General features: G+C 61.0%; 14 protein-coding genes. 8 read left to right on the top strand and 6 right to left on the bottom strand.

Going from position 1 to position 18596, the window contains the following annotated elements:
- The first annotated feature begins 64 nt into the window (after positions 1-64).
- The 4 genes from AC0IYN_RS02545 to AC0IYN_RS02530 all read left to right on the top strand — a co-directional run bounded on the left by AC0IYN_RS02545 (position 65) and on the right by AC0IYN_RS02530 (position 4081).
- Positions 65-301 carry a DUF1653 domain-containing protein gene (locus tag AC0IYN_RS02545; RefSeq protein ID WP_406599117.1) on the top strand — a complete coding sequence of 79 codons (237 nt, stop codon included), beginning with the start codon at positions 65-67 and terminating at the stop codon, positions 299-301.
- Positions 302-415: 114 nt separating this feature from the next.
- Complete coding sequence (gene topA / locus AC0IYN_RS02540; protein ID WP_099494401.1) at positions 416-3037, top strand: type I DNA topoisomerase; 2622 nt, start codon at positions 416-418, stop codon at positions 3035-3037.
- A 126-nt stretch (positions 3038-3163) separates the two neighbouring features.
- On the top strand, positions 3164-3685 hold the full coding sequence (locus AC0IYN_RS02535) for a DUF6586 family protein (RefSeq protein ID WP_058425064.1): 522 nt from the start codon (positions 3164-3166) through the stop codon (positions 3683-3685).
- Positions 3686-3847: 162 nt separating this feature from the next.
- The gene (locus AC0IYN_RS02530; protein ID WP_016975264.1) at positions 3848-4081 is read left to right on the top strand and encodes a hypothetical protein; all 234 of its coding nucleotides are present in this window, start codon (positions 3848-3850) and stop codon (positions 4079-4081) included.
- A 297-nt stretch (positions 4082-4378) separates the two neighbouring features.
- Here AC0IYN_RS02530 and sulA read toward each other — a convergent pair whose 3' ends face one another.
- A complete protein-coding gene (gene sulA, locus AC0IYN_RS02525; RefSeq protein ID WP_248487011.1) occupies positions 4379-4852 on the bottom strand; it encodes an SOS-induced cell division inhibitor SulA in 474 nt (157 codons plus the stop codon).
- A 10-nt stretch (positions 4853-4862) separates the two neighbouring features.
- The gene (gene lexA, locus AC0IYN_RS02520; protein ID WP_003172575.1) at positions 4863-5471 is read right to left on the bottom strand and encodes a transcriptional repressor LexA; all 609 of its coding nucleotides are present in this window, start codon (positions 5469-5471) and stop codon (positions 4863-4865) included.
- Between the two features lie 263 nt (positions 5472-5734).
- On the opposite strand from lexA, the gene AC0IYN_RS02515 reads away from it, so the two are divergent.
- Both AC0IYN_RS02515 and nagZ read left to right on the top strand, forming a co-directional pair.
- Positions 5735-6442, top strand: coding sequence for a TetR/AcrR family transcriptional regulator (locus tag AC0IYN_RS02515; protein ID WP_025856990.1), 708 nt, complete (start codon positions 5735-5737; stop codon positions 6440-6442).
- A gap of 147 nt (positions 6443-6589) precedes the next feature.
- Complete coding sequence (nagZ, locus tag AC0IYN_RS02510; protein WP_406599124.1) at positions 6590-7588, top strand: beta-N-acetylhexosaminidase; 999 nt, start codon at positions 6590-6592, stop codon at positions 7586-7588.
- Between the two features lie 111 nt (positions 7589-7699).
- On the opposite strand, the gene AC0IYN_RS02505 is transcribed toward nagZ, so the two are convergent.
- The 3 genes from AC0IYN_RS02505 to mfd are packed head-to-tail and all read right to left on the bottom strand — an operon-like array spanning position 7700 to position 14430.
- Positions 7700-10393 carry a DEAD/DEAH box helicase gene (locus AC0IYN_RS02505; protein WP_457238383.1) on the bottom strand — a complete coding sequence of 898 codons (2694 nt, stop codon included), beginning with the start codon at positions 10391-10393 and terminating at the stop codon, positions 7700-7702.
- A 9-nt stretch (positions 10394-10402) separates the two neighbouring features.
- Positions 10403-10969, bottom strand: coding sequence for a CsiV family protein (locus AC0IYN_RS02500; protein WP_406599115.1), 567 nt, complete (start codon positions 10967-10969; stop codon positions 10403-10405).
- 11 nt (positions 10970-10980) lie between these two features.
- Positions 10981-14430 (bottom strand): transcription-repair coupling factor, encoded by a 3450-nt coding sequence (gene mfd / locus AC0IYN_RS02495; protein WP_078047433.1) that lies wholly within the window; start codon positions 14428-14430, stop codon positions 10981-10983.
- A 340-nt stretch (positions 14431-14770) separates the two neighbouring features.
- Between mfd and AC0IYN_RS02490 the strand changes: the two genes are divergently transcribed.
- Entirely contained in the window at positions 14771-16234 is a 1464-nt protein-coding gene (locus tag AC0IYN_RS02490; protein ID WP_457238381.1) for a glyceraldehyde-3-phosphate dehydrogenase, read from the top strand.
- Positions 16235-16391: 157 nt separating this feature from the next.
- Here the strand turns inward: AC0IYN_RS02490 and AC0IYN_RS02485 are convergent, their stop codons facing one another.
- Positions 16392-16925 (bottom strand): chalcone isomerase family protein, encoded by a 534-nt coding sequence (locus tag AC0IYN_RS02485; protein WP_471840441.1) that lies wholly within the window; start codon positions 16923-16925, stop codon positions 16392-16394.
- Between the two features lie 234 nt (positions 16926-17159).
- Between AC0IYN_RS02485 and sthA the strand changes: the two genes are divergently transcribed.
- Entirely contained in the window at positions 17160-18554 is a 1395-nt protein-coding gene (sthA, locus tag AC0IYN_RS02480; RefSeq protein ID WP_010212052.1) for a Si-specific NAD(P)(+) transhydrogenase, read from the top strand.
- The last annotated feature ends 42 nt before the right edge of the window (positions 18555-18596 follow it).

Here is an 18596-nt window from a genome sequence, read left to right as displayed (position 1 = left end):
CCCGGTTTTTGTTTTTGGGCAGTTTTGAATTTTTTTTTAATAAATTTTGTAAGAGGGCCAGAGCATGAAAGTCGAACCAGGGCTCTACCAGCATTATAAAGGTCCGCAGTACCGTGTTTTCAATGTGGCGCGGCACTCCGAGACCGAAGAAGAAGTGGTGTTTTACCAAGCACTGTATGGCGATTACGGCTTTTGGGTGCGCCCATTGAGTATGTTCGTGGAGACCGTCGAAGTTGACGGCGAGCACGTCCCGCGCTTTGCTTTGGTCCAGGCCGAACCCAGTCTTTTTTCAGGGCAATAACGGCAGGTCGCGCAGAATGCTGCGCTTGACCTCACCTTGTTGCCACTATATATAGCGTTGCCGCGACAGGCGCCAACTGCCTTTCACTTCTCGAATTCAGGAATTTTCCGATCCATGGGCAAATCGCTGGTCATTGTGGAATCCCCGGCTAAGGCCAAGACCATCAACAAGTACTTGGGCAACGAGTACGTGGTGAAGTCGAGTATCGGCCATATCCGAGACCTGCCCACCAGCGGTTCGGCTAGCGCCAGCAAGGAGCCAGCCGCCAAGCGCGGCAAGGCGGCTGCGGGCGAAGGTCCGGTACTTACCCCTAAAGAGAAAGCGCGCAAGCAGCTGGTCTCGCGCATGGGGGTGGACCCGGATCATGGCTGGAAGGCCAAGTACGAAATCCTTCCAGGCAAGGAAAAGGTCATCGAAGAGCTGCGCCGGCTCGCCAAAGATGCCGATACCATCTATCTCGCAACGGACTTGGACCGCGAAGGGGAAGCCATTGCCTGGCACCTGCGGGAAGCCATCGGCGGTGATGACAGCCGCTACAAGCGTGTGGTGTTCAACGAGATCACCAAGAAAGCCATCCAGGAAGCCTTCTCCAAACCGGGCGAACTGGACATCGACCGCGTCAACGCCCAGCAGGCCCGGCGGTTCCTCGACCGCGTCGTGGGCTACATGGTTTCGCCACTGCTGTGGGCCAAGATCGCCCGTGGCCTGTCCGCCGGCCGTGTGCAATCGGTTGCGGTGAAGCTGGTGGTGGAGCGTGAACGCGAGATTCGTGCGTTCATCCCCGAAGAATACTGGGAAGTCCACGCCGACCTCGGCACCGCCAAGGGCGCCAACGTGCGCTTCGAAGTGGCCCGCGAGAAAGGCGAGGCCTTCAAGCCGCTGAACGAAGCCCAGGCCATGGCCGCGCTGGAGAAGCTCAAGTCTTCCAGCTACAGCATCGTCAAGCGTGAAGACAAACCGACCAGCAGCAAGCCGTCGGCGCCGTTCATCACGTCCACCCTGCAACAGGCCGCGAGTAACCGCCTGGGCTTTGGTGTGAAGAAAACCATGATGATGGCCCAGCGTTTGTACGAGGCCGGCTACATCACTTATATGCGTACCGACTCCACCAACCTGTCGGTGGACGCAGTCGCGATGGCGCGTACTTATATTGAAAGCGAGTTCGGCAAGAAGTACCTGCCGGAGAAGCCAAACGTCTACAGCAGCAAGGAAGGCGCACAGGAGGCTCACGAAGCGATTCGTCCGTCCGACGCCAACACCGAGCCAAGCAAGCTGAGCGGCATGGAGCGCGACGCTGAGCGCCTCTACGAGCTGATCTGGCGCCAGTTCCTGGCCTGCCAGATGCTGCCGGCGCAATACCTGTCCACCACCGTGAGCGTGGGCGCTGGCGACTTCGAGCTGCGTGCCAAGGGCCGCATCCTCAAGTTCGACGGCTACACCCGCGTGATGCCGCAAATCGCCAAGCCAGGCGATGATGACGTGCTGCCGGACATGGCCCAGGGCGATACGTTGAAGCTGATCAAGCTTGACCCGTCCCAGCACTTTACCAAGCCGCCGGCGCGTTATTCGGAAGCCAGCCTGGTCAAAGAGATGGAAAAACGCGGTATCGGTCGTCCTTCGACCTACGCGGCGATCATCTCGACCATTCAGGACCGTGGCTACGTGGCGCTGCACAACCGTCGTTTCTATTCGGAAAAGATGGGCGATATCGTCACAGAGCGCCTGTCCGAGAGTTTCTCCAACCTGATGGACTACGGCTTCACCGCCGGTATGGAAGAGAACCTCGATGACGTGGCCCAGGGCGAGCGCGACTGGAAAAACGTGCTGGACGAGTTCTACGGCGACTTCAAGAAGAAACTCGAAGTGGCCGAAAGCCCAGAGAGCGGCATGCGCGCCAATCAGCCGGTGATGACTGACATCCCGTGCCTGACCTGCGGCCGTCCGATGCAGATTCGTACCGCGTCCACCGGTGTATTCCTCGGTTGCTCGGGCTACAGCCTGCCGCCGAAAGAGCGCTGCAAGGCCACGGTCAACCTGGTGCCGGGCGATGAAATCGCTGCGGACGACGAGGGTGAATCCGAGTCGCTGGTACTGCGTGGCAAGCACCGCTGCCCGATCTGCAGCACTGCGATGGATGCTTACCTGCTCGATGAGAAGCACAAACTGCACATCTGCGGTAACAACCCGGATTGCGACGGCTACGAGATCGAAGAAGGCAGCTACCGCATCAAGGGCTACGAAGGCCCAAGCCTTGAATGCGACAAGTGCGGCAGCGAGATGCAGCTCAAGACCGGCCGGTTCGGCAAGTTCTTCGGCTGCACCAACCCGACGTGCAAGAACACCCGAAAACTGCTGAAGAGCGGTGACGCGGCGCCGCCGAAGATGGACCCGGTGAAGATGCCCGAGCTCAAGTGCGAGAAGGTCAACGACACCTACATCCTGCGTGATGGCGCTTCGGGGCTGTTCCTGGCTGCCAGCCAGTTCCCGAAAAACCGCGAGACCCGCGCACCGCTGGTGCTGGAAATCGTGCCGCACAAGGACGAGATCGATCCGAAGTACCACTTCCTGTGTGAAGCGCCGAAGAAGGACCCGGACGGTCGCCCGGCCGTGATCCGTTACAGCCGCAAGACCAAGGAGCAGTACGTGCAGTCCGAAGTAGACGGCAAGCCTACTGGCTGGAAAGCGTTCTACGACGGTGGCAAGTGGAAGGTCGAGGACAAGCGCCAGGGCGCTTGATCGACTAATCTGCGAAATACAAAGGCCGCCTGCATAGGCGGCCTTTTTTTGCGCTTGCAGTGCGCTCGGCTGATCCTTGACACTGTTAAGCCAGCATCACGCTTATTCGTTGTGGAGATTGCCGTCATGGCCAACGAACTCTATACCCGTACCAATCAGAAAATTTACTTCGCGGGTTTGTCCCTGGAAGCCCTTGGCCGTGCCGAGGAAGGGAAGGAGATGAACGCCATCGCGCTGGTCCAGGCAGGGCGTGAAGCGGCGCTGTTCCACCTTTACGGCGCCTTGCTGGGCTTGTGCCATGAAATCGCCGGGTTTTACCGCCTGCCCCAGGCCGGTTCGCCGCGTGCGGAAATGATCATGAATCGCGAAGTGCTGGATTCGATGGCGATTCCTGAGCTGGCCGAGCTGGTCGAAATGGCGCAAAGCCCCGACAGCTGGGTCGCACGCTTGCTCAAGGCACATGCCGACATGTTCCAGCCGCCGCGTATTCCCCATGTGCCCAAAGGCGACGTCACCCAGCCCTTGATCGTGGCGGTTGCGGTGGAAGAGGAAGAACCCAAGCCGTTGAGCCGTGAAGAGCTGGAGGGCTGGCGTCAGGAACTGAAAAAGATGGCGCTGCGCTTTCGCGAAGGCCTGAACGAATGCTGATCCCCTCGTAGGAGCCGGCTTGCTCGGAGTGTGAGGCGCAACGCGTTGTAGCAATCGAAGCCGGCGACCATTCATCAAGCTGTCAACAAACCTGTTCAGATCCTCTGCGAGGCTGGGTGGATGACTGATATAATCCCGGCCTTTCGTGGAGAACAGACTTTTATGCCGACGTCCTTTCTGGAAATTGTTGAGTTGCCTGACGGCCGAATCGAGCTGCGCCGGGCTGAGGACGAGGGTTCTCTGGTTATCTTGGATTTTTCCGAAGACGCCAAGCAGTTCCTGCAAGGCCAACACGTGGAAGTGGCTAAAGCCATGTTGAGCGTGGGTGTGCAAATGGCCGGTCGCCTGGCGGAAGGCGAGCCGGAGAAAGACGAAGGGCCGCGGGTTCTTCACTGAGCCCTGTGGGTAGGGATTCTGTGGTGTTAGGCAGGCTTCTGGAGTGAGCTAGCTTGCTTGTGGTGAGTGGGCTTTTTGTGGTCAGTGAGATTATTGTGGTGAGTGGGCTTGTTGTGGTGAGCGGGCTTGCCCCGCGCTGGGCTGCGCAGCAGCCCTAAACAGATTGACGCAGTACATCAGGTATTCCACGGTGCTTGGTTTTGGGGCCGCTTCGCAGCCCAGCGCGGGGCAAGCCCGCTCACCACAGAAGCCCGACCACAGAAGCCCGCATGTCACGGGACTTCGGTCGATCAGACCTCAGCCCAATCGAATATTCAAACTCTGCGCATCACCCGTACGGGCGGCGCTGATCAGTTGCTGCTTGGCGCTGACACTCAGTGGATTCAACCAGCTCACTACGGTATGGCTACGGCCCAGGCGCAGGGCTTCGCAGGTCAACTGCTGGGCACTTTGCGCGCCGCGAGGTTGCAGTAGCAGGATACGCTCGCGGTTGAGGCCGGCGTCCCGCAGCCAGGCCTGGGTCAGGCTGGCGGGTGGGGCGATCAGCGTCAGCCAGCGGGCGTCCTGCTCTTCGCTCAATTCACGAAGGATCGGCGCCAGCAGGCTCAGGCAGCTCCCAGCTGCACCGCGCAACGACAATTCACTGAACGCCTCAGGCTCGGCGCTCCAGGGCGCTTCGATCGTTTCCTTGAGGATGGGCGCAAGGGGTTGGGCCATGAAGGCCTCGAACAGCGACAGTTGTGTGTGTTGTGGGGTGTGCACGAGCTGCATGATGCCTCCTTTAGCGGCGAATGACGCCGACGCTCAAGCCTTCGATCACCAGGTCCTGATCTTTCAGGTTCACTTCAATCGGGGCGAACTCAGGGTTCTCGGCCAGGAGCCAGACCTTGCTGCCTTCGCGCTTGAAGCGTTTGACGGTGACTTCGTCGCCGATACGGGCAACGACGATCTGGCCATTACGGGCTTCGCGGGTAGTGTGGACGGCCAGCAGGTCGCCATCGAAGATGCCCACGTCCTTCATGCTCATGCCATGGACCCGCAACAGGTAGTCGGCGCGAGGATGGAAGAAGGTGGGGTTGATGTTGCAGGACTCCTCGACATGCTGCTGCGCCAGGATCGGCGCACCGGCAGCGACACGGCCGATGATCGGCAGGGTCGATTCGTCGGCCTTGGCTTCGAAGCCAGGGATGCGAATACCGCGAGAAGCACCGGGGGTCATCTCGATCGCGCCTTTGCGAGCGAGGGCCTTGAGGTGTTCCTCGGCGGCGTTGGGGGACTTGAACCCCAGTTCCAGCGCAATTTCCGCTCGCGTCGGCGGGTAGCCGTTGTCATCGAGGCAGCGCTTGATAAAAGCCAGAATCTCAGCTTGGCGTGGCGTCAGTTTTAGCATGTTGATCGCTCTGTCTTTTTATACAGTGACTGGGATTATATACAGTGAACTGCGCTTGGCAATCCTCCTTTTCCACGACTCCGCTGGACGGTCATCGGACGCGCTGCCTACAACGTAGAGATAGCGCTGCCTACAGACCACTGGGGATGTGATTAAATAGCGATGAAATACATGACTGCCCAGCCGGAAAGCGGACCCGCAGGCTTGACAAGACACAACCTGAAACGTATGTTTCAAACAAGTGTTTGTCAGGCGGAGTAGCCATGGCCCAGTCGGAAACCGTTGAACGCATTCTCGATGCTGCCGAGCAGTTGTTCGCGGAAAAAGGATTTGCTGAAACTTCATTGCGGCTGATCACCAGCAAGGCTGGGGTCAACCTGGCTGCCGTGAACTACCATTTCGGCTCGAAGAAAGCCCTGATCCAGGCGGTGTTCTCGCGCTTCCTGGGGCCGTTCTGCGCCAGCCTCGACCGTGAGCTCGAGCGTCGCCAGGCCAAGGCCGACCACAAGCCGACCCTGGAAGACCTGCTGGAAATCCTCGTCGAACAAGCCTTGGTGGTTCAGCCCCGCAGCGGCAATGACCTGTCGATCTTCATGCGCCTGCTGGGCCTGGCGTTCAGCCAGAGCCAGGGTCACCTGCGGCGTTACCTGGAAGACATGTACGGCAAGGTATTTCGTCGCTACATGTTGCTGGTCAACGAGGCCGCCCCGCGTATTCCGCCTATTGAACTGTTCTGGCGTGTGCACTTCATGCTCGGTGCCGCCGCGTTCAGCATGTCCGGGATCAAGGCGTTGCGGGCCATTGCCGAAACCGATTTCGGCGTAAACACCTCCATTGAGCAGGTCATGCGCCTGATGGTGCCGTTCCTGGCTGCTGGCATGCGTGCCGAGACCGGCGTGACCGACCCGGCCATGGCTGCCGCCCAATTGCGCCCGCGCAGCAAATCCGCGCCAGCCCCCGCCAAGGTTTGACCGACCCGGGTGTGCGCCGCCGCTTGCATCCGCTAAGCTAGCGGCCATGCCGAATTCAGCTATTTACTCACAACCCGTTGTGCTCACTGTGCCTGGTGAGGGCAACGGGTTGTGTGCGTTCTATAAGGAAGGTTTATGACTGCTGCCCTGCAAGGCTCTTTGATGGTCGACGTTGCCGGTACTTGGCTGACGGCCGAGGATCGCCACCTGCTGCGCCAGCCTGAAGTGGGTGGCCTGATCATTTTCGCGCGCAATATCGAGCATCCGCGCCAAGTGCGGGAGTTGAGCGCGGCAATTCGTGCCGTGCGCCCGGACCTGCTGTTGGCCGTCGACCAGGAGGGTGGTCGCGTGCAGCGCCTGCGCCAGGGCTTTGTGCGCCTGCCGGCGATGCGTGCGCTGGCGGATAACCCCAACGCGGAATGCCTGGCCGAGCAGTGCGGCTGGATCATGGCCACTGAAGTGCTGGCCGTGGGCCTGGACCTGAGCTTCGCCCCGGTACTCGATCTGGACTATCAACGCAGCGCCGTAGTCGGCACCCGCGCCTTCGAAGGCGACCCCGAGCGTGCTGCCGTGCTGGCGGGCGCATTCATCCGTGGCATGAACAGCGCCGGCATGGCCGCCACCGGTAAACACTTCCCGGGCCATGGTTGGGCCGAGGCCGATTCCCACGTCGCGATTCCCAATGACGAACGCAGCCTGGAAGAGATTCGTGCCAACGACCTGGTGCCTTTCGCACGCTTGAGCCAGCAACTGGCCGCCGTGATGCCCGCCCACGTCATCTACCCGCAAGTCGACGCCCAGCCTGCCGGCTTCTCGCGCCGCTGGTTGCAGGACATCCTGCGCGGTGAGTTGCAGTTCGATGGGGTGATTTTCAGTGATGACCTGTCCATGGCGGGTGCACATGTGGTCGGTGATGCGGCCAGCCGGATTGAAGCGGCGCTGACGGCCGGTTGCGATATGGGGCTGGTGTGCAACGATCGTGCGGCGGCTGAGTTAGCGTTGAGTGCGGCACAGCGTATGAAGGTCACACCGTCGGCGCGCATTGCGCGGATGCGTGGACAGGCAGTTGCCTCGACGGACTACAAGCAGGATCCGCGTTGGCTGGCGGCGCTGACAGCGTTGCGGGATGCTCAACTGATTGGCTGAACACCGCGGCGCGGCCTTCGCGAGCAAGCCCGCTCCCGCATTCGACCGAGTTCCAACTTTGGAATGCAGTCAAATGTGGGAGCGGGCTTGCTCGCGAAAGCGGTCTGGAAGTCAGCGCTTTTCTTGCTTATTCGGCAACGGCGCAAACAACGCCTCGATATCCTCATTGCCCAACTGCCAGTCTCCGGTGGTACGCCCATCCAGCACACCTGCTGCCAGGTCGGATTTCTCCTTCTGCAGGTGCTGGATTTTCTCCTCCACCGTGCCTCGGGCAATCATCTTGTAGACGAACACCGGCTTCTCTTGCCCGATGCGATACGCACGGTCGGTGGCCTGGTTTTCCGTGGCCGGGTTCCACCACGGGTCATAGTGGATCACCGTGTCGGCTTCAGTCAGATTCAGGCCTACGCCCCCGGCCTTCAGGCTGATCAGAAAAATCTGCAGCTTGCCGCTCTGGAAGTCCTTTACCGGCGTGCGCCGATCGCGGGTCTGGCCGGTCAGCAACGCGTAGGCAACGCCGCGTTTTTCAAGCTCGACTTCGATCAGGCTCAACATCGAGGTGAACTGCGAAAACAACAGGATCCGCCGTCCTTCCTCAAACAGCTCTTCAAGCATTTCCATCAGGCTGTCGAGCTTGCCCGAGCTGCTGCCCCGGGCGGGCAGGGTGGCGTCGTTGACCAGGCGCAGGTCACAGCACACCTGGCGCAGCTTCAGCAGCGCCTCAAGAATGATGATCTGGCTGCGTGCCACGCCCTTGCGGGTGATCTCGTCGCGTACCTTCTTGTCCATGGCCAAGCGCATGGTTTCGTACACGTCGCGCTGGGCTTCATTGAGGTCGACCCAGTGGATGATCTCGGTCTTGGGCGGCAATTCCGTGGCGACCTGTTCCTTGGTACGGCGCAGCAGGAAGGGTTTTATCCGACCGTTGAGGTGCTGCAAACGCACGTCACTGGCGCGCTTTTCGATGGGCACGCGGTAATCGCGGTTGAAGCTTTTCACGTCGCCCAGCCAGCCCGGCAGCAGGAAATGAAACAACGACCACAGCTCGCCCAAGTGGTTTTCCAGCGGCGTGCCGCTCAGGCACAAACGCTGCCGGGCATTCAGTTCACGTGCTGCCTGGGCCGCCTTGCTGGACGGGTTCTTGATGTATTGGGCCTCATCGAGGATCAGCACATGCAGGGGCAGGGCCGCGAGCTGTTCGATGTCCTTGGGCAGCAGCGCGTAGGTGGTCAGCAGCAGGTCATAGTCCTGCAGGCTCGCGAAATGTTTCTTACGTGCTGCGCCATACAGGGCCAACACCTTGAGTTGCGGGGTGAAGTGCGCCGCTTCATCCAGCCAGTTGGGAATCAAGCTGGTGGGCATCACCACCATGCATGGGCGGTCCAGGCGTCCGGCGGCTTTTTCCGTAAGAATATGCGCCAGGGTTTGCAGGGTTTTGCCCAGGCCCATGTCATCCGCAAGTATCCCGCCAACCTCCAGCTGGCGCAGTGACTGCATCCAGCTCAAGCCTTCCAGCTGATACGGACGCAACGTTGCGTTCAGCCCCTCGGGCGCCACGCAGGTGAAGTCCTTGATATCCCGCAGGCGCTGGGCAAAGTTGCGGATCTTCTCGCCACCTTCCCATTGCAGCGGCAGGTCTTCGAGGGGGTTCAACCGAATTGCATCGGCCTTGGCCAGGCGCAGCGTGGTGGTGCCGGCGTCCTGCAGGTAGAACTCGCCGAGGGTGGCCAGCACCGGTTTCAGGCGGCCGTAGGGCAGGGCGACTTGCAGCGGACCATGGCCGCCGTTCGGCAGGCCAGGGATGTTCACCAGGATCAGTTCATCATCGCGCCGACGTGCGAGTTTTTCCGGGTTGAGGATCTCAGTGTGGGAGCGCATCAGGTTCAGCAGGATCGGCAATAGGCTCAGCCGTTCACCGTTGACGATAATGCCCAGCTCCAGGTCGAACCAATCGCGCTCGGGGCCTTCATCGACGGTGGCGTACCAGTCGTCGACGGCGCTCAAGTCGAAGCCGAAATCCTCGTCGATCTGCAGCTCCCAGCCCTCGGCGCGCAAGGTCGGTGAGGCGTTGAGGGTGAAGTTCAGCCAGGCGCTGTCATTGACCATCTCGAACAGCTCGCCGGCGCTTTCCGGCAGCGCCTTGCTCTGGCGCGTGGCGATCTTGAAACCCAGCAGGCGCAGTTGTTCACGGTACGGCTGCTCAAGCTCCGGATGGCGCTTGATGCGCAGGCTTTGGGTGTCTTGGCGCACAATGATGTCGGCGTTTTTCTGCCCGCTGACATAGTTGCCCAGGTAGTTGAACGATAACGCCGCGCGGTGCTGGATGTAGCGCTGCATCTTGCCGTTGCGCGGCTCAAATGCACTGAACTCGACACTGGCGAGCCACAGGCGTGGCACGGGCACCACATCCTCCATGACCACCTGCGGCAACGCCACGCGGTTTTCCAGTACGGCCTGGAGTTTTTCCAGCAGCTCGGCATCCTGTGCGGCGGCTGGGTAAGCCAGGGTTTCCTGGACCTTGAGCAGCACCGCCGCGATGTGTTTGCAGTTGGTGTGCACCGGGCAGGTACAGCGGCTGTCCACCAGGATCAGCGTGCCCTTGGCCGACTCGCGCAGCGAGATGGTCTGTCGGTAGACGTTACCGCCCGAGCCTTCGCAACTGGCGACGATGGTGCTGTCGCCGGACTCGACGATGCGCACGCGGTTCTCCAGGGCATAACGTCGCCCGCGCTCCAGGCTTTGCTCTTTGAAGCGATTGGCCCACGAAGGGGCCAGGGGTTTGGTCAGCGACGACGTCAGGGGCATGGCGTTGGATCAGTCCTGAATGTCGGGCGGTGGTGCGCTGGGGGGCTTGGCGGTCAGCGAGGTGATCTTGATCAGCAGCGCCAGGTGGCCGCCGTCCAGGTAGTTGAGCTGGTTGTTCTTGGTGCGCACATCGGTCTGGCTCAAGTGCTCGCTGGCGATCACGCTGCCATTGGCGTCGAACTGGTTGATCCAGAAGTTTGCATCGATGTCGGTAAAGCGCCCCAGTTGCAGGCTCAACACGCCCTCGATGGGAAACTGACCGAACTGCTCCTGGCCGTCGGTGATGGCGACTTTGACCGGTTGCTCGCCGAGGTTCTGCTCCCAGGCCTTGTGCGCCAGCACGGTGTAGCTGGAGTCGGCTCGCAGCTTGTCGACAATATTGCTCAGGCGCGGTGGGCTCAACTTATCGCCCAGGCGCACGGCGCCGGCATCCCAGTTTTCCGGCGCGGGGCGGCTGTTGATCACCGGCTCCGCATTCTGGCGCACCAGGATCATTTCCACCTGGTACGGGCTGTCGGCGAACGCCGCAGGTGCCACGACCACCAACAACAGGCTCAACATGCGGAACAGGCGCATTGGGGCGTCCTTCAAGCAGATTTCGGGATGAGGCGCTCGAACAACGCCTCCAATGTATTAAAGCGTTCTTCGGCACGTTCCATCGGCACCATGAACTTGAACAGCGTAGCCCCTTCGAACTTGTAGCGGTTGGGCTGGCCCTGGATCAGCTTGATCAGCACCAATGGGTCCACCGGTGTCTGCGCTTCGAACTCGATGCGCCCACCTTGCGGCCCGGCGTCGACCTTCTTGATGCCCAACTGCTCGGCCTGCAATTTGAGCAGGGTCAGGCGCACCAGGTTCTTGGTCGGTTCCGGCAGCAGGCCGAAGCGGTCGATCATCTCCACCTGCAGGTCCTTGAGGCCCTCTTCGTCGGTGGCCGAGGCGATGCGCTTGTACAGGATCAGCCGCGCATGCACATCCGGCAGGTAGTCTTCAGGAATCAACGCCGGCAAGCGCAGGTTGATCTCCGGACCGCCGCCCAGCGGTTGATCGAGGTTCGGCTGCTCGCCTTTGCGGATGGCTTTCACCGCGCGCTCAAGCATCTCCATATACAGCGTGAAACCCACCGCCTGGATCTGCCCGCTCTGGCCGTCGCCCAGCAGCTCGCCGGCACCACGGATTTCCAGGTCGTTGGTGGCGAGCACAAAGCCGGCGCCCAGGTCCTGGGTGTTGGCGATGGCTTCCAGGCGCTTTTCTGCGTCGGAGGTGATCTGCTGGCGCGGCGGCGTCAGCAGGTAGGCATACGCTTGGTGGTGACTGCGCCCGACCCGGCCGCGCAACTGGTGCAGCTGCGCCAGGCCGAACTTGTCGGCGCGCTCGATGATGATGGTGTTGGCGCTCGGCACGTCGATGCCGGTCTCGATAATGGTCGAGGCGATCAGCACGTTGAAGCGCTTGTGGTAGAAGTCGCTCATCACCTGTTCGAGTTCGCGCTCGCGCATCTGCCCGTGGCCGATGGCGATACGCGCCTCCGGCACCAGTTCGGCGAGGTCGGCGGCGCATTTCTCGATGGTCTTCACGTCGTTGTGCAGGTAATACACCTGGCCGCCGCGCAGCAATTCGCGCAGCAGAGCTTCCTTGACCGTGCTTTTGTTCTGCTCCATCACAAACGTGCGCACCGACAAACGACGTGCCGGCGGCGTGGCGATGATCGACAGGTCGCGCATGCCCGACACCGCCATGTTCAGCGTGCGCGGAATCGGCGTGGCGGTGAGGGTGAGGATGTCGACTTCGCTGCGCAGGGCTTTGAGTTGTTCTTTCTGACGCACACCAAAGCGGTGTTCTTCGTCGATGATCACCAGGCCCAGGTTCTTGATCTTCACATCGTCCGACAGCAGCTTGTGCGTGCCGATGACGATATCGATCTTGCCTTCGGCCAAGTCGGCGATAGCGGCATTCACTTCCTTGGCGGACTTGAAGCGGCTCATCACTTCCACGGTCACCGGCCAGTCGGCAAAGCGGTCGCGGAAGCTGTTGTAGTGCTGCTGGGCGAGCAGGGTGGTAGGCACCAGGATCGCGACTTGCTTGCCGCCGTGCACCGCAATAAAGGCGGCGCGCATCGCCACTTCGGTCTTGCCGAAGCCGACGTCGCCGCACACCAGGCGGTCCATCGGCTTGGGCGCGAGCATGTCGGCGCGTACGGCTTCGATGGTGGTTTGCTGGTCCGGGGTTTCTTCGAAGGCGAAGCCGGCGCTGAAGGTGGCGTAGTCGGCTTTCGGGTCGGCGAAGGCGTAACCCTCACGGGCGGCGCGACGTGCATAGATGTCGAGCAATTCGGCGGCGACGTCGCGCACCTGCTCGGCGGCTTTGCGCTTGGCTTTCTGCCAGGTCTCGGAACCCAGGCGGTGCAACGGCGCCAGGGCGTCGTCGCTGCCGGTGTAGCGCGCGATCAGGTGCAGGCTGGCCACCGGCACGTAGAGCTTGGCGCCCTCGGCGTATTCCATGGTGAGGAATTCGGCGGCCTGGTTGTCGATCTCCAGGGTCTGCAGGCCCAAGTAGCGCCCGACGCCGTGATCGATGTGCACCACCGGCGCGCCTTCACGCAGCTCGGTGAGGTTCTTGATCACAGCATCGTTGTTGGCGTCGGCGCGTTTTTCGCGGCGGCGACGTTGCATCACGCGCTGGCCGAACAGCGGGCTCTCGGCGATCAGCGCCAGGGCCGGATCATCCAGCAACAGGCCTTCATCGAGCGGCGCGATGGTGATTGCCAGGCGCTCTTTGCTCTTGACGAAATCCGGCCAGCTGTCGACGGTTTTCGGTCGCAGCTTCAGGCGTTCGAGCAGTTCCAGCAGTACTTCGCGGCGGCCGGCAGACTCGGCGGTAAACAGCACGCGGCCTGGGAAGTCGCCGAGGAAGTTGGACAGCGCTTCCAGCGGTTGCGTGGCTTTGGCCTGGATCGCGAGGTCGGGCAACGTGCCCGCGGGGAAGCGTTCGCGACCGACACCGGTGTCGACATCCTGCTGGCTGGCGACCACGCGCGGCCAGTTTTTCAGGCGTGCGAAGCAGTCTTCCACCGGCAGGAACAGTTCGGCGGGCGGCAATAAAGGACGGGATGGGTCGACGCGGCGTTCTTCATAACGGTTACGCACGTCGTTCCAGAAGTTTTCCGCCGCTTGCTCGATACCTGGCAGTGAGAACACTTGGGTGTCCTGGGGCAGGTAATCAAACAGGGTGGAGGTTTCGTCGAAGAACAGCGGCAGGTAGTACTCGATACCGGCCGGTGTAATCCCGCTGCTCAGGTCCTGGAAGATCGGGCAGCGGCGGAAGTCCACGTCGAAGCGTTCTCGGAAGCGCGCCTTGAAGCGGGTGACCGCGTCTTTTTGCAGCGGGAATTCCCGTGCGGGCAGCAGCTTGACCGAGTCGACTTTATCGATGGAGCGTTGGTTTTCTGGATCGAAGGTACGCAGGGTCTCGATTTCGTCATCGAACAGGTCGATGCGGTAGGGCAACTTGCTGCCCATCGGGAACAGGTCGATCAGCGCACCGCGCACCGCGAACTCGCCGTGCTCGTACACCGTGTCGACGCAGCGGTAGCCGCTCGCTTCCAGGCGTGTGCGCATTTGCTCTACGTCGAGCTTCTGGCCGATATCCAGCACCAGGCTGCTGCCCAGCAGGAACTTGGTCGGCGCCAGGCGATGCAAGGCCGTGGTGATCGGCACCACCAGCACGCCGTGGGCCAGTTCCGGCAAGCGGTACAGGCTGGCGATGCGCTGGGAGATGATGTCCTGGTGCGGCGAGAACAGGTCGTAGGGCAGGGTTTCCCAGTCGGGGAAATGCAGCACCGGCAAATCGGGGGCGAAGAAGCTCAGCTCCTGCTCCAACCGTTCGGCGCTTTGGCTGTCGGCGGTGAGCAGCAGGGTAAAGCGCTTGGCTGCGCTGGCAGCCTCGGCAATGGCCAGGCTCAGGGCGGCACCGGGCAGGTTGCCCCAGTGCTGTTTACCTGCCGCGGCAGGGAGAAGCGGTAGACGCAGAACGGGCACGGAAGGTTGAGCTCCAAGCGTTGCGACAAAGTCGGTAATTGTAACGGCCCAAGGTGCCGCCTGTCAGTTTCTGACTGAGCCTATTACGGTTTGTAGGAAATGTAGTGGCTAAGACAAACAATGGCGGGTTTTGACTCATTATGTAGTGCCAAAATGTACGCGTTTTTCGGAGGGTTACGGACAAGTCGTCCCGCGCGCGCCATTGATGGCCTTCTGGAACCCGCGTATTTACTGGGCTGTAGCGGGGTGTCAATTTTCCGCAAGTGGTTTTTGTTGTCCGGGGCGCATTGCTCCGGGGACGGTCGGGCGGCATAATGTAGCCCCTTTTTTCTGCCCCTACATGTGGAAGGTTCCCGTGACTCAGAAGCCCGACCAGTGTCTTGGTGAATGGATCGACCGTGAAGCACTCGCTGAAGCGATGATTCCGCTTATCGGTCAGCTGTACCGCAATAACAATGTGGTGAGCTCGATCTATGGCCGCAGCCTGATCAACCAGTCTGTCATCGCGATTCTCAAAGCCCACCGCTTTGCGCGTCACCGTTCCGCCGACGACAGCGAACTCTCCGTCCACGAAACATTCCCACTGCTCAAGGCCATGAGCGAGCTCAAGCTCGGCGCGGCGTCGGTAGACCTGGGCAAACTGGCCTACAAATTCCGCAAGGAAGGCGCCGGCCGTACCGCCGAGCAGTTCGTGCGTGAAGAAATGGCCGATGTGGTTGGCCAGCAAAACGCCGCTGCCCGCAAAGGCACCGACGTGGTGCTGTACGGCTTCGGTCGTATCGGCCGCCTGCTGGCACGCATCCTGATCGAAAAAACCGGTGGCGGCGACGGCCTGCGCCTGCGTGCCATCGTGGTGCGCAAAGGCGCCGAGAACGACCTCACCAAGCGCGCCAGCCTGCTGCGCCGCGATTCGGTACACGGTCCGTTCAACGGCACCATCGTCATCGACGAAGAAAACAACACCATCACCGCCAACGGTAACCTGATCCAGGTGATCTACGCGAAGAACCCGTCCGAGGTGGATTACACCCAATACGGCATCAAGGACGCCCTGCTGGTGGACAACACTGGCGTATGGCGTGACGCCGACGGCCTGGGCCAGCATTTGGCCTGCCCGGGTGTTGATCGCGTTGTCCTCACCGCGCCTGGCAAGGGCAAGCTGAAGAACATCGTTCACGGCATCAACCACGCTGAAATCACCGCCGACGACAAGATCGTGTCCGCCGCTTCCTGCACCACCAACGCCATCGTGCCGGTGCTGAAGGCAGTGAATGACAAGTTCGGTATCGTCAACGGCCACGTCGAGACCGTTCACTCGTACACCAACGACCAGAACCTGATCGACAACTTCCACAAGGGCGATCGCCGTGGTCGTAGCGCCGCGTTGAACATGGTGATCACCGAGACCGGTGCTGCCACCGCCGCTGCCAAGGCCCTGCCTGAGTTGGCCGGCAAGCTGACCGGTAACGCGATCCGTGTTCCGACGCCAAACGTGTCGATGGCCATCCTCAACCTGAACCTTGAGAAAGCCGCCACCCGCGAAGAGATGAACGAGTACCTGCGCTACATGGCGCTGCACTCCGATCTGCACAAGCAAATCGACTTCGTCAACTCGCAGGAAGTGGTCTCCACCGACTTCGTTGGCTCGCGCCACGCCGGTGTGGTGGACGCGGAAGCGACCATTACCCAGGACAACCGCGTTGTCCTGTACGTGTGGTACGACAACGAGTTCGGCTACAGCTGCCAGGTGGTTCGCGTGATGGAAGACATGGCCGGGGTCAACCCGCCTGCGTTTCCGCGCTAAGCATTAGCGGTAAGTGAAAAAGCCCCGACTGGTTTGGGGCTTTTTCATGCCTGGGGGTTTTTGGGTGTTTGGGCGGGCCTCATCGCCGGCAAGCCGGCTCCTACAGGGGCGCATTTCATTGTAGGAGCCGGCTTGCCGGCGATTGCGGTCTAACAGGCTACCTGAGCAATTTGTCACGCAAACTATCCGACAACCCATTGGGCGCCAGCCAAATGCCTAGGTAAGCCCTCGCTAGCTCATCGTCACGACTGCTGAACACCACCTGCCCGTTGATCTCCAGGTTCAAACCACGTCCCGGATGAAAATCCAGGGCATACCGATCGCCGCTGCGGATATCGCGAAAGCTGGCGTGCAGTTTGTCTATCTCGGGCTTCAGTCGGGCGCTGGCCTGCTGGCGCTGCAGCGTGGCAGTGGCGGCTTTGATCACATCATTGCGGTCGATGTCGCGGAAGTAGTACAGCGTCAGGCGCAACGCTTTTTGTTGCGCCCAGGCCTGCTTGGCGCTCAGGTCGGAAGGGGCATACAGCGCGGCCGCGTAGACATCCGCCCAGAGGTAGGTGAGCACCGCCTGGTTTTTCAGGGTCAGTTGCTGTGACTGCGCCGGGAAATCGGCTTGTTTCAGACGATCCGCCTCATTGGCGTGCACCGTGATCGACAGCATCAGCAATAAACAGAAAGCGACATGCCGCATAATGGCCAGTCCTGCAAAGGGGCTTGCTGGCAGTGTAATTGCAATTTCCTGATGGTGTAGTAAAGGCAAGACTGGCCTACGACGCGACCAAGGGTTAATGTTCGCGGCGTTGAGCCTTATATAGACTGTGCCCCGGTTCACACACTTGAGCCAAATTGTCCTTCATGACCGCTGGCCGCGGCATGATTTAGCCCGGCGTCCAACCGTACGCCTGGCCTGTTCTGAGGAGTACGCATGGCTGTCTACAACTACGACGTGGTGGTACTGGGTTCCGGCCCGGCTGGAGAAGGTGCGGCGATGAACGCCGCGAAAGCAGGGCGCAAGGTGGCGATGGTCGATAGCCGTCGCCAGGTCGGCGGTAACTGCACCCACCTGGGCACCATCCCGTCCAAGGCCTTGCGTCACTCGGTGCGCCAGATCATGCAGTTCAACACCAACCCGATGTTCCGGGCCATTGGTGAGCCGCGCTGGTTCTCGTTCCCGGACGTGCTCAAAAGCGCCGAGAAAGTCATCTCCAAACAAGTCGCCTCGCGCACCGGCTACTACGCCCGTAACCGCGTCGACCTGTTCTTCGGCACCGGCAGCTTCGCCGACGAGCAAACCATCGAAGTGGTCTGCCCCAATGGCGTGGTCGAGAAGCTGGTGGCCAAGCACATCATCATCGCCACCGGTTCGCGCCCGTATCGCCCGGCGGATATCGATTTCCACCACCCGCGTATCTACGATAGCGACACCATCCTGAGCCTGGGCCATACCCCGCGCAAACTGATCATCTACGGCGCCGGTGTGATCGGCTGTGAATACGCCTCGATCTTCAGCGGCCTGGGTGTACTGGTCGAGCTGGTGGACAACCGCGACCAGTTGCTGAGCTTCCTCGACTCGGAAATCTCCCAGGCGTTGAGCTACCACTTCAGCAACAACAACATCACCGTTCGCCACAACGAAGAGTACGAGCGCGTCGAGGGCCTGGACAACGGGGTGATCCTGCACCTCAAGTCCGGCAAGAAGATCAAGGCCGACGCCTTGCTGTGGTGCAACGGTCGTACCGGCAACACCGACAAGCTGGGCATGGAAAACATCGGGGTCAAGGTCAACAGCCGTGGCCAGATCGAGGTGGACGAGAACTACCGCACCTGCGTGACCAACATCTACGGTGCCGGTGACGTGATCGGCTGGCCGAGCCTGGCCAGTGCCGCCCATGACCAGGGCCGTTCAGCCGCTGGCAGCATCGTCGACAATGGCAGCTGGCGCTACGTGAACGACGTGCCGACCGGGATCTACACCATTCCCGAGATCAGCTCGATCGGTAAGAACGAGCACGAACTGACCAAGGCCAAGGTGCCTTACGAAGTGGGCAAGGCGTTCTTCAAGAGCATGGCGCGTGCGCAGATCGCCGGTGAGCCGCAAGGCATGCTGAAGATCCTGTTCCACCGTGAAACCCTGGAAGTCCTCGGCGTGCATTGCTTCGGCTACCAGGCGTCGGAGATCGTGCACATCGGCCAGGCGATCATGAACCAGCCGGGTGAGCTCAATACCCTGAAGTATTTCGTCAACACCACGTTCAACTACCCGACCATGGCAGAAGCCTATCGGGTAGCGGCCTACGACGGCCTCAACCGGCTTTTTTGAGCGGCTCCGGCCGGTGGCCTGAGCCGGCCGGGGAGACCGATT

The organism is Pseudomonas sp. AC112 (assembly GCF_979253545.1).
Note: the sequence above shows the minus strand (reverse complement) of the source record. Positions and strands in the feature narration are given on the sequence as shown.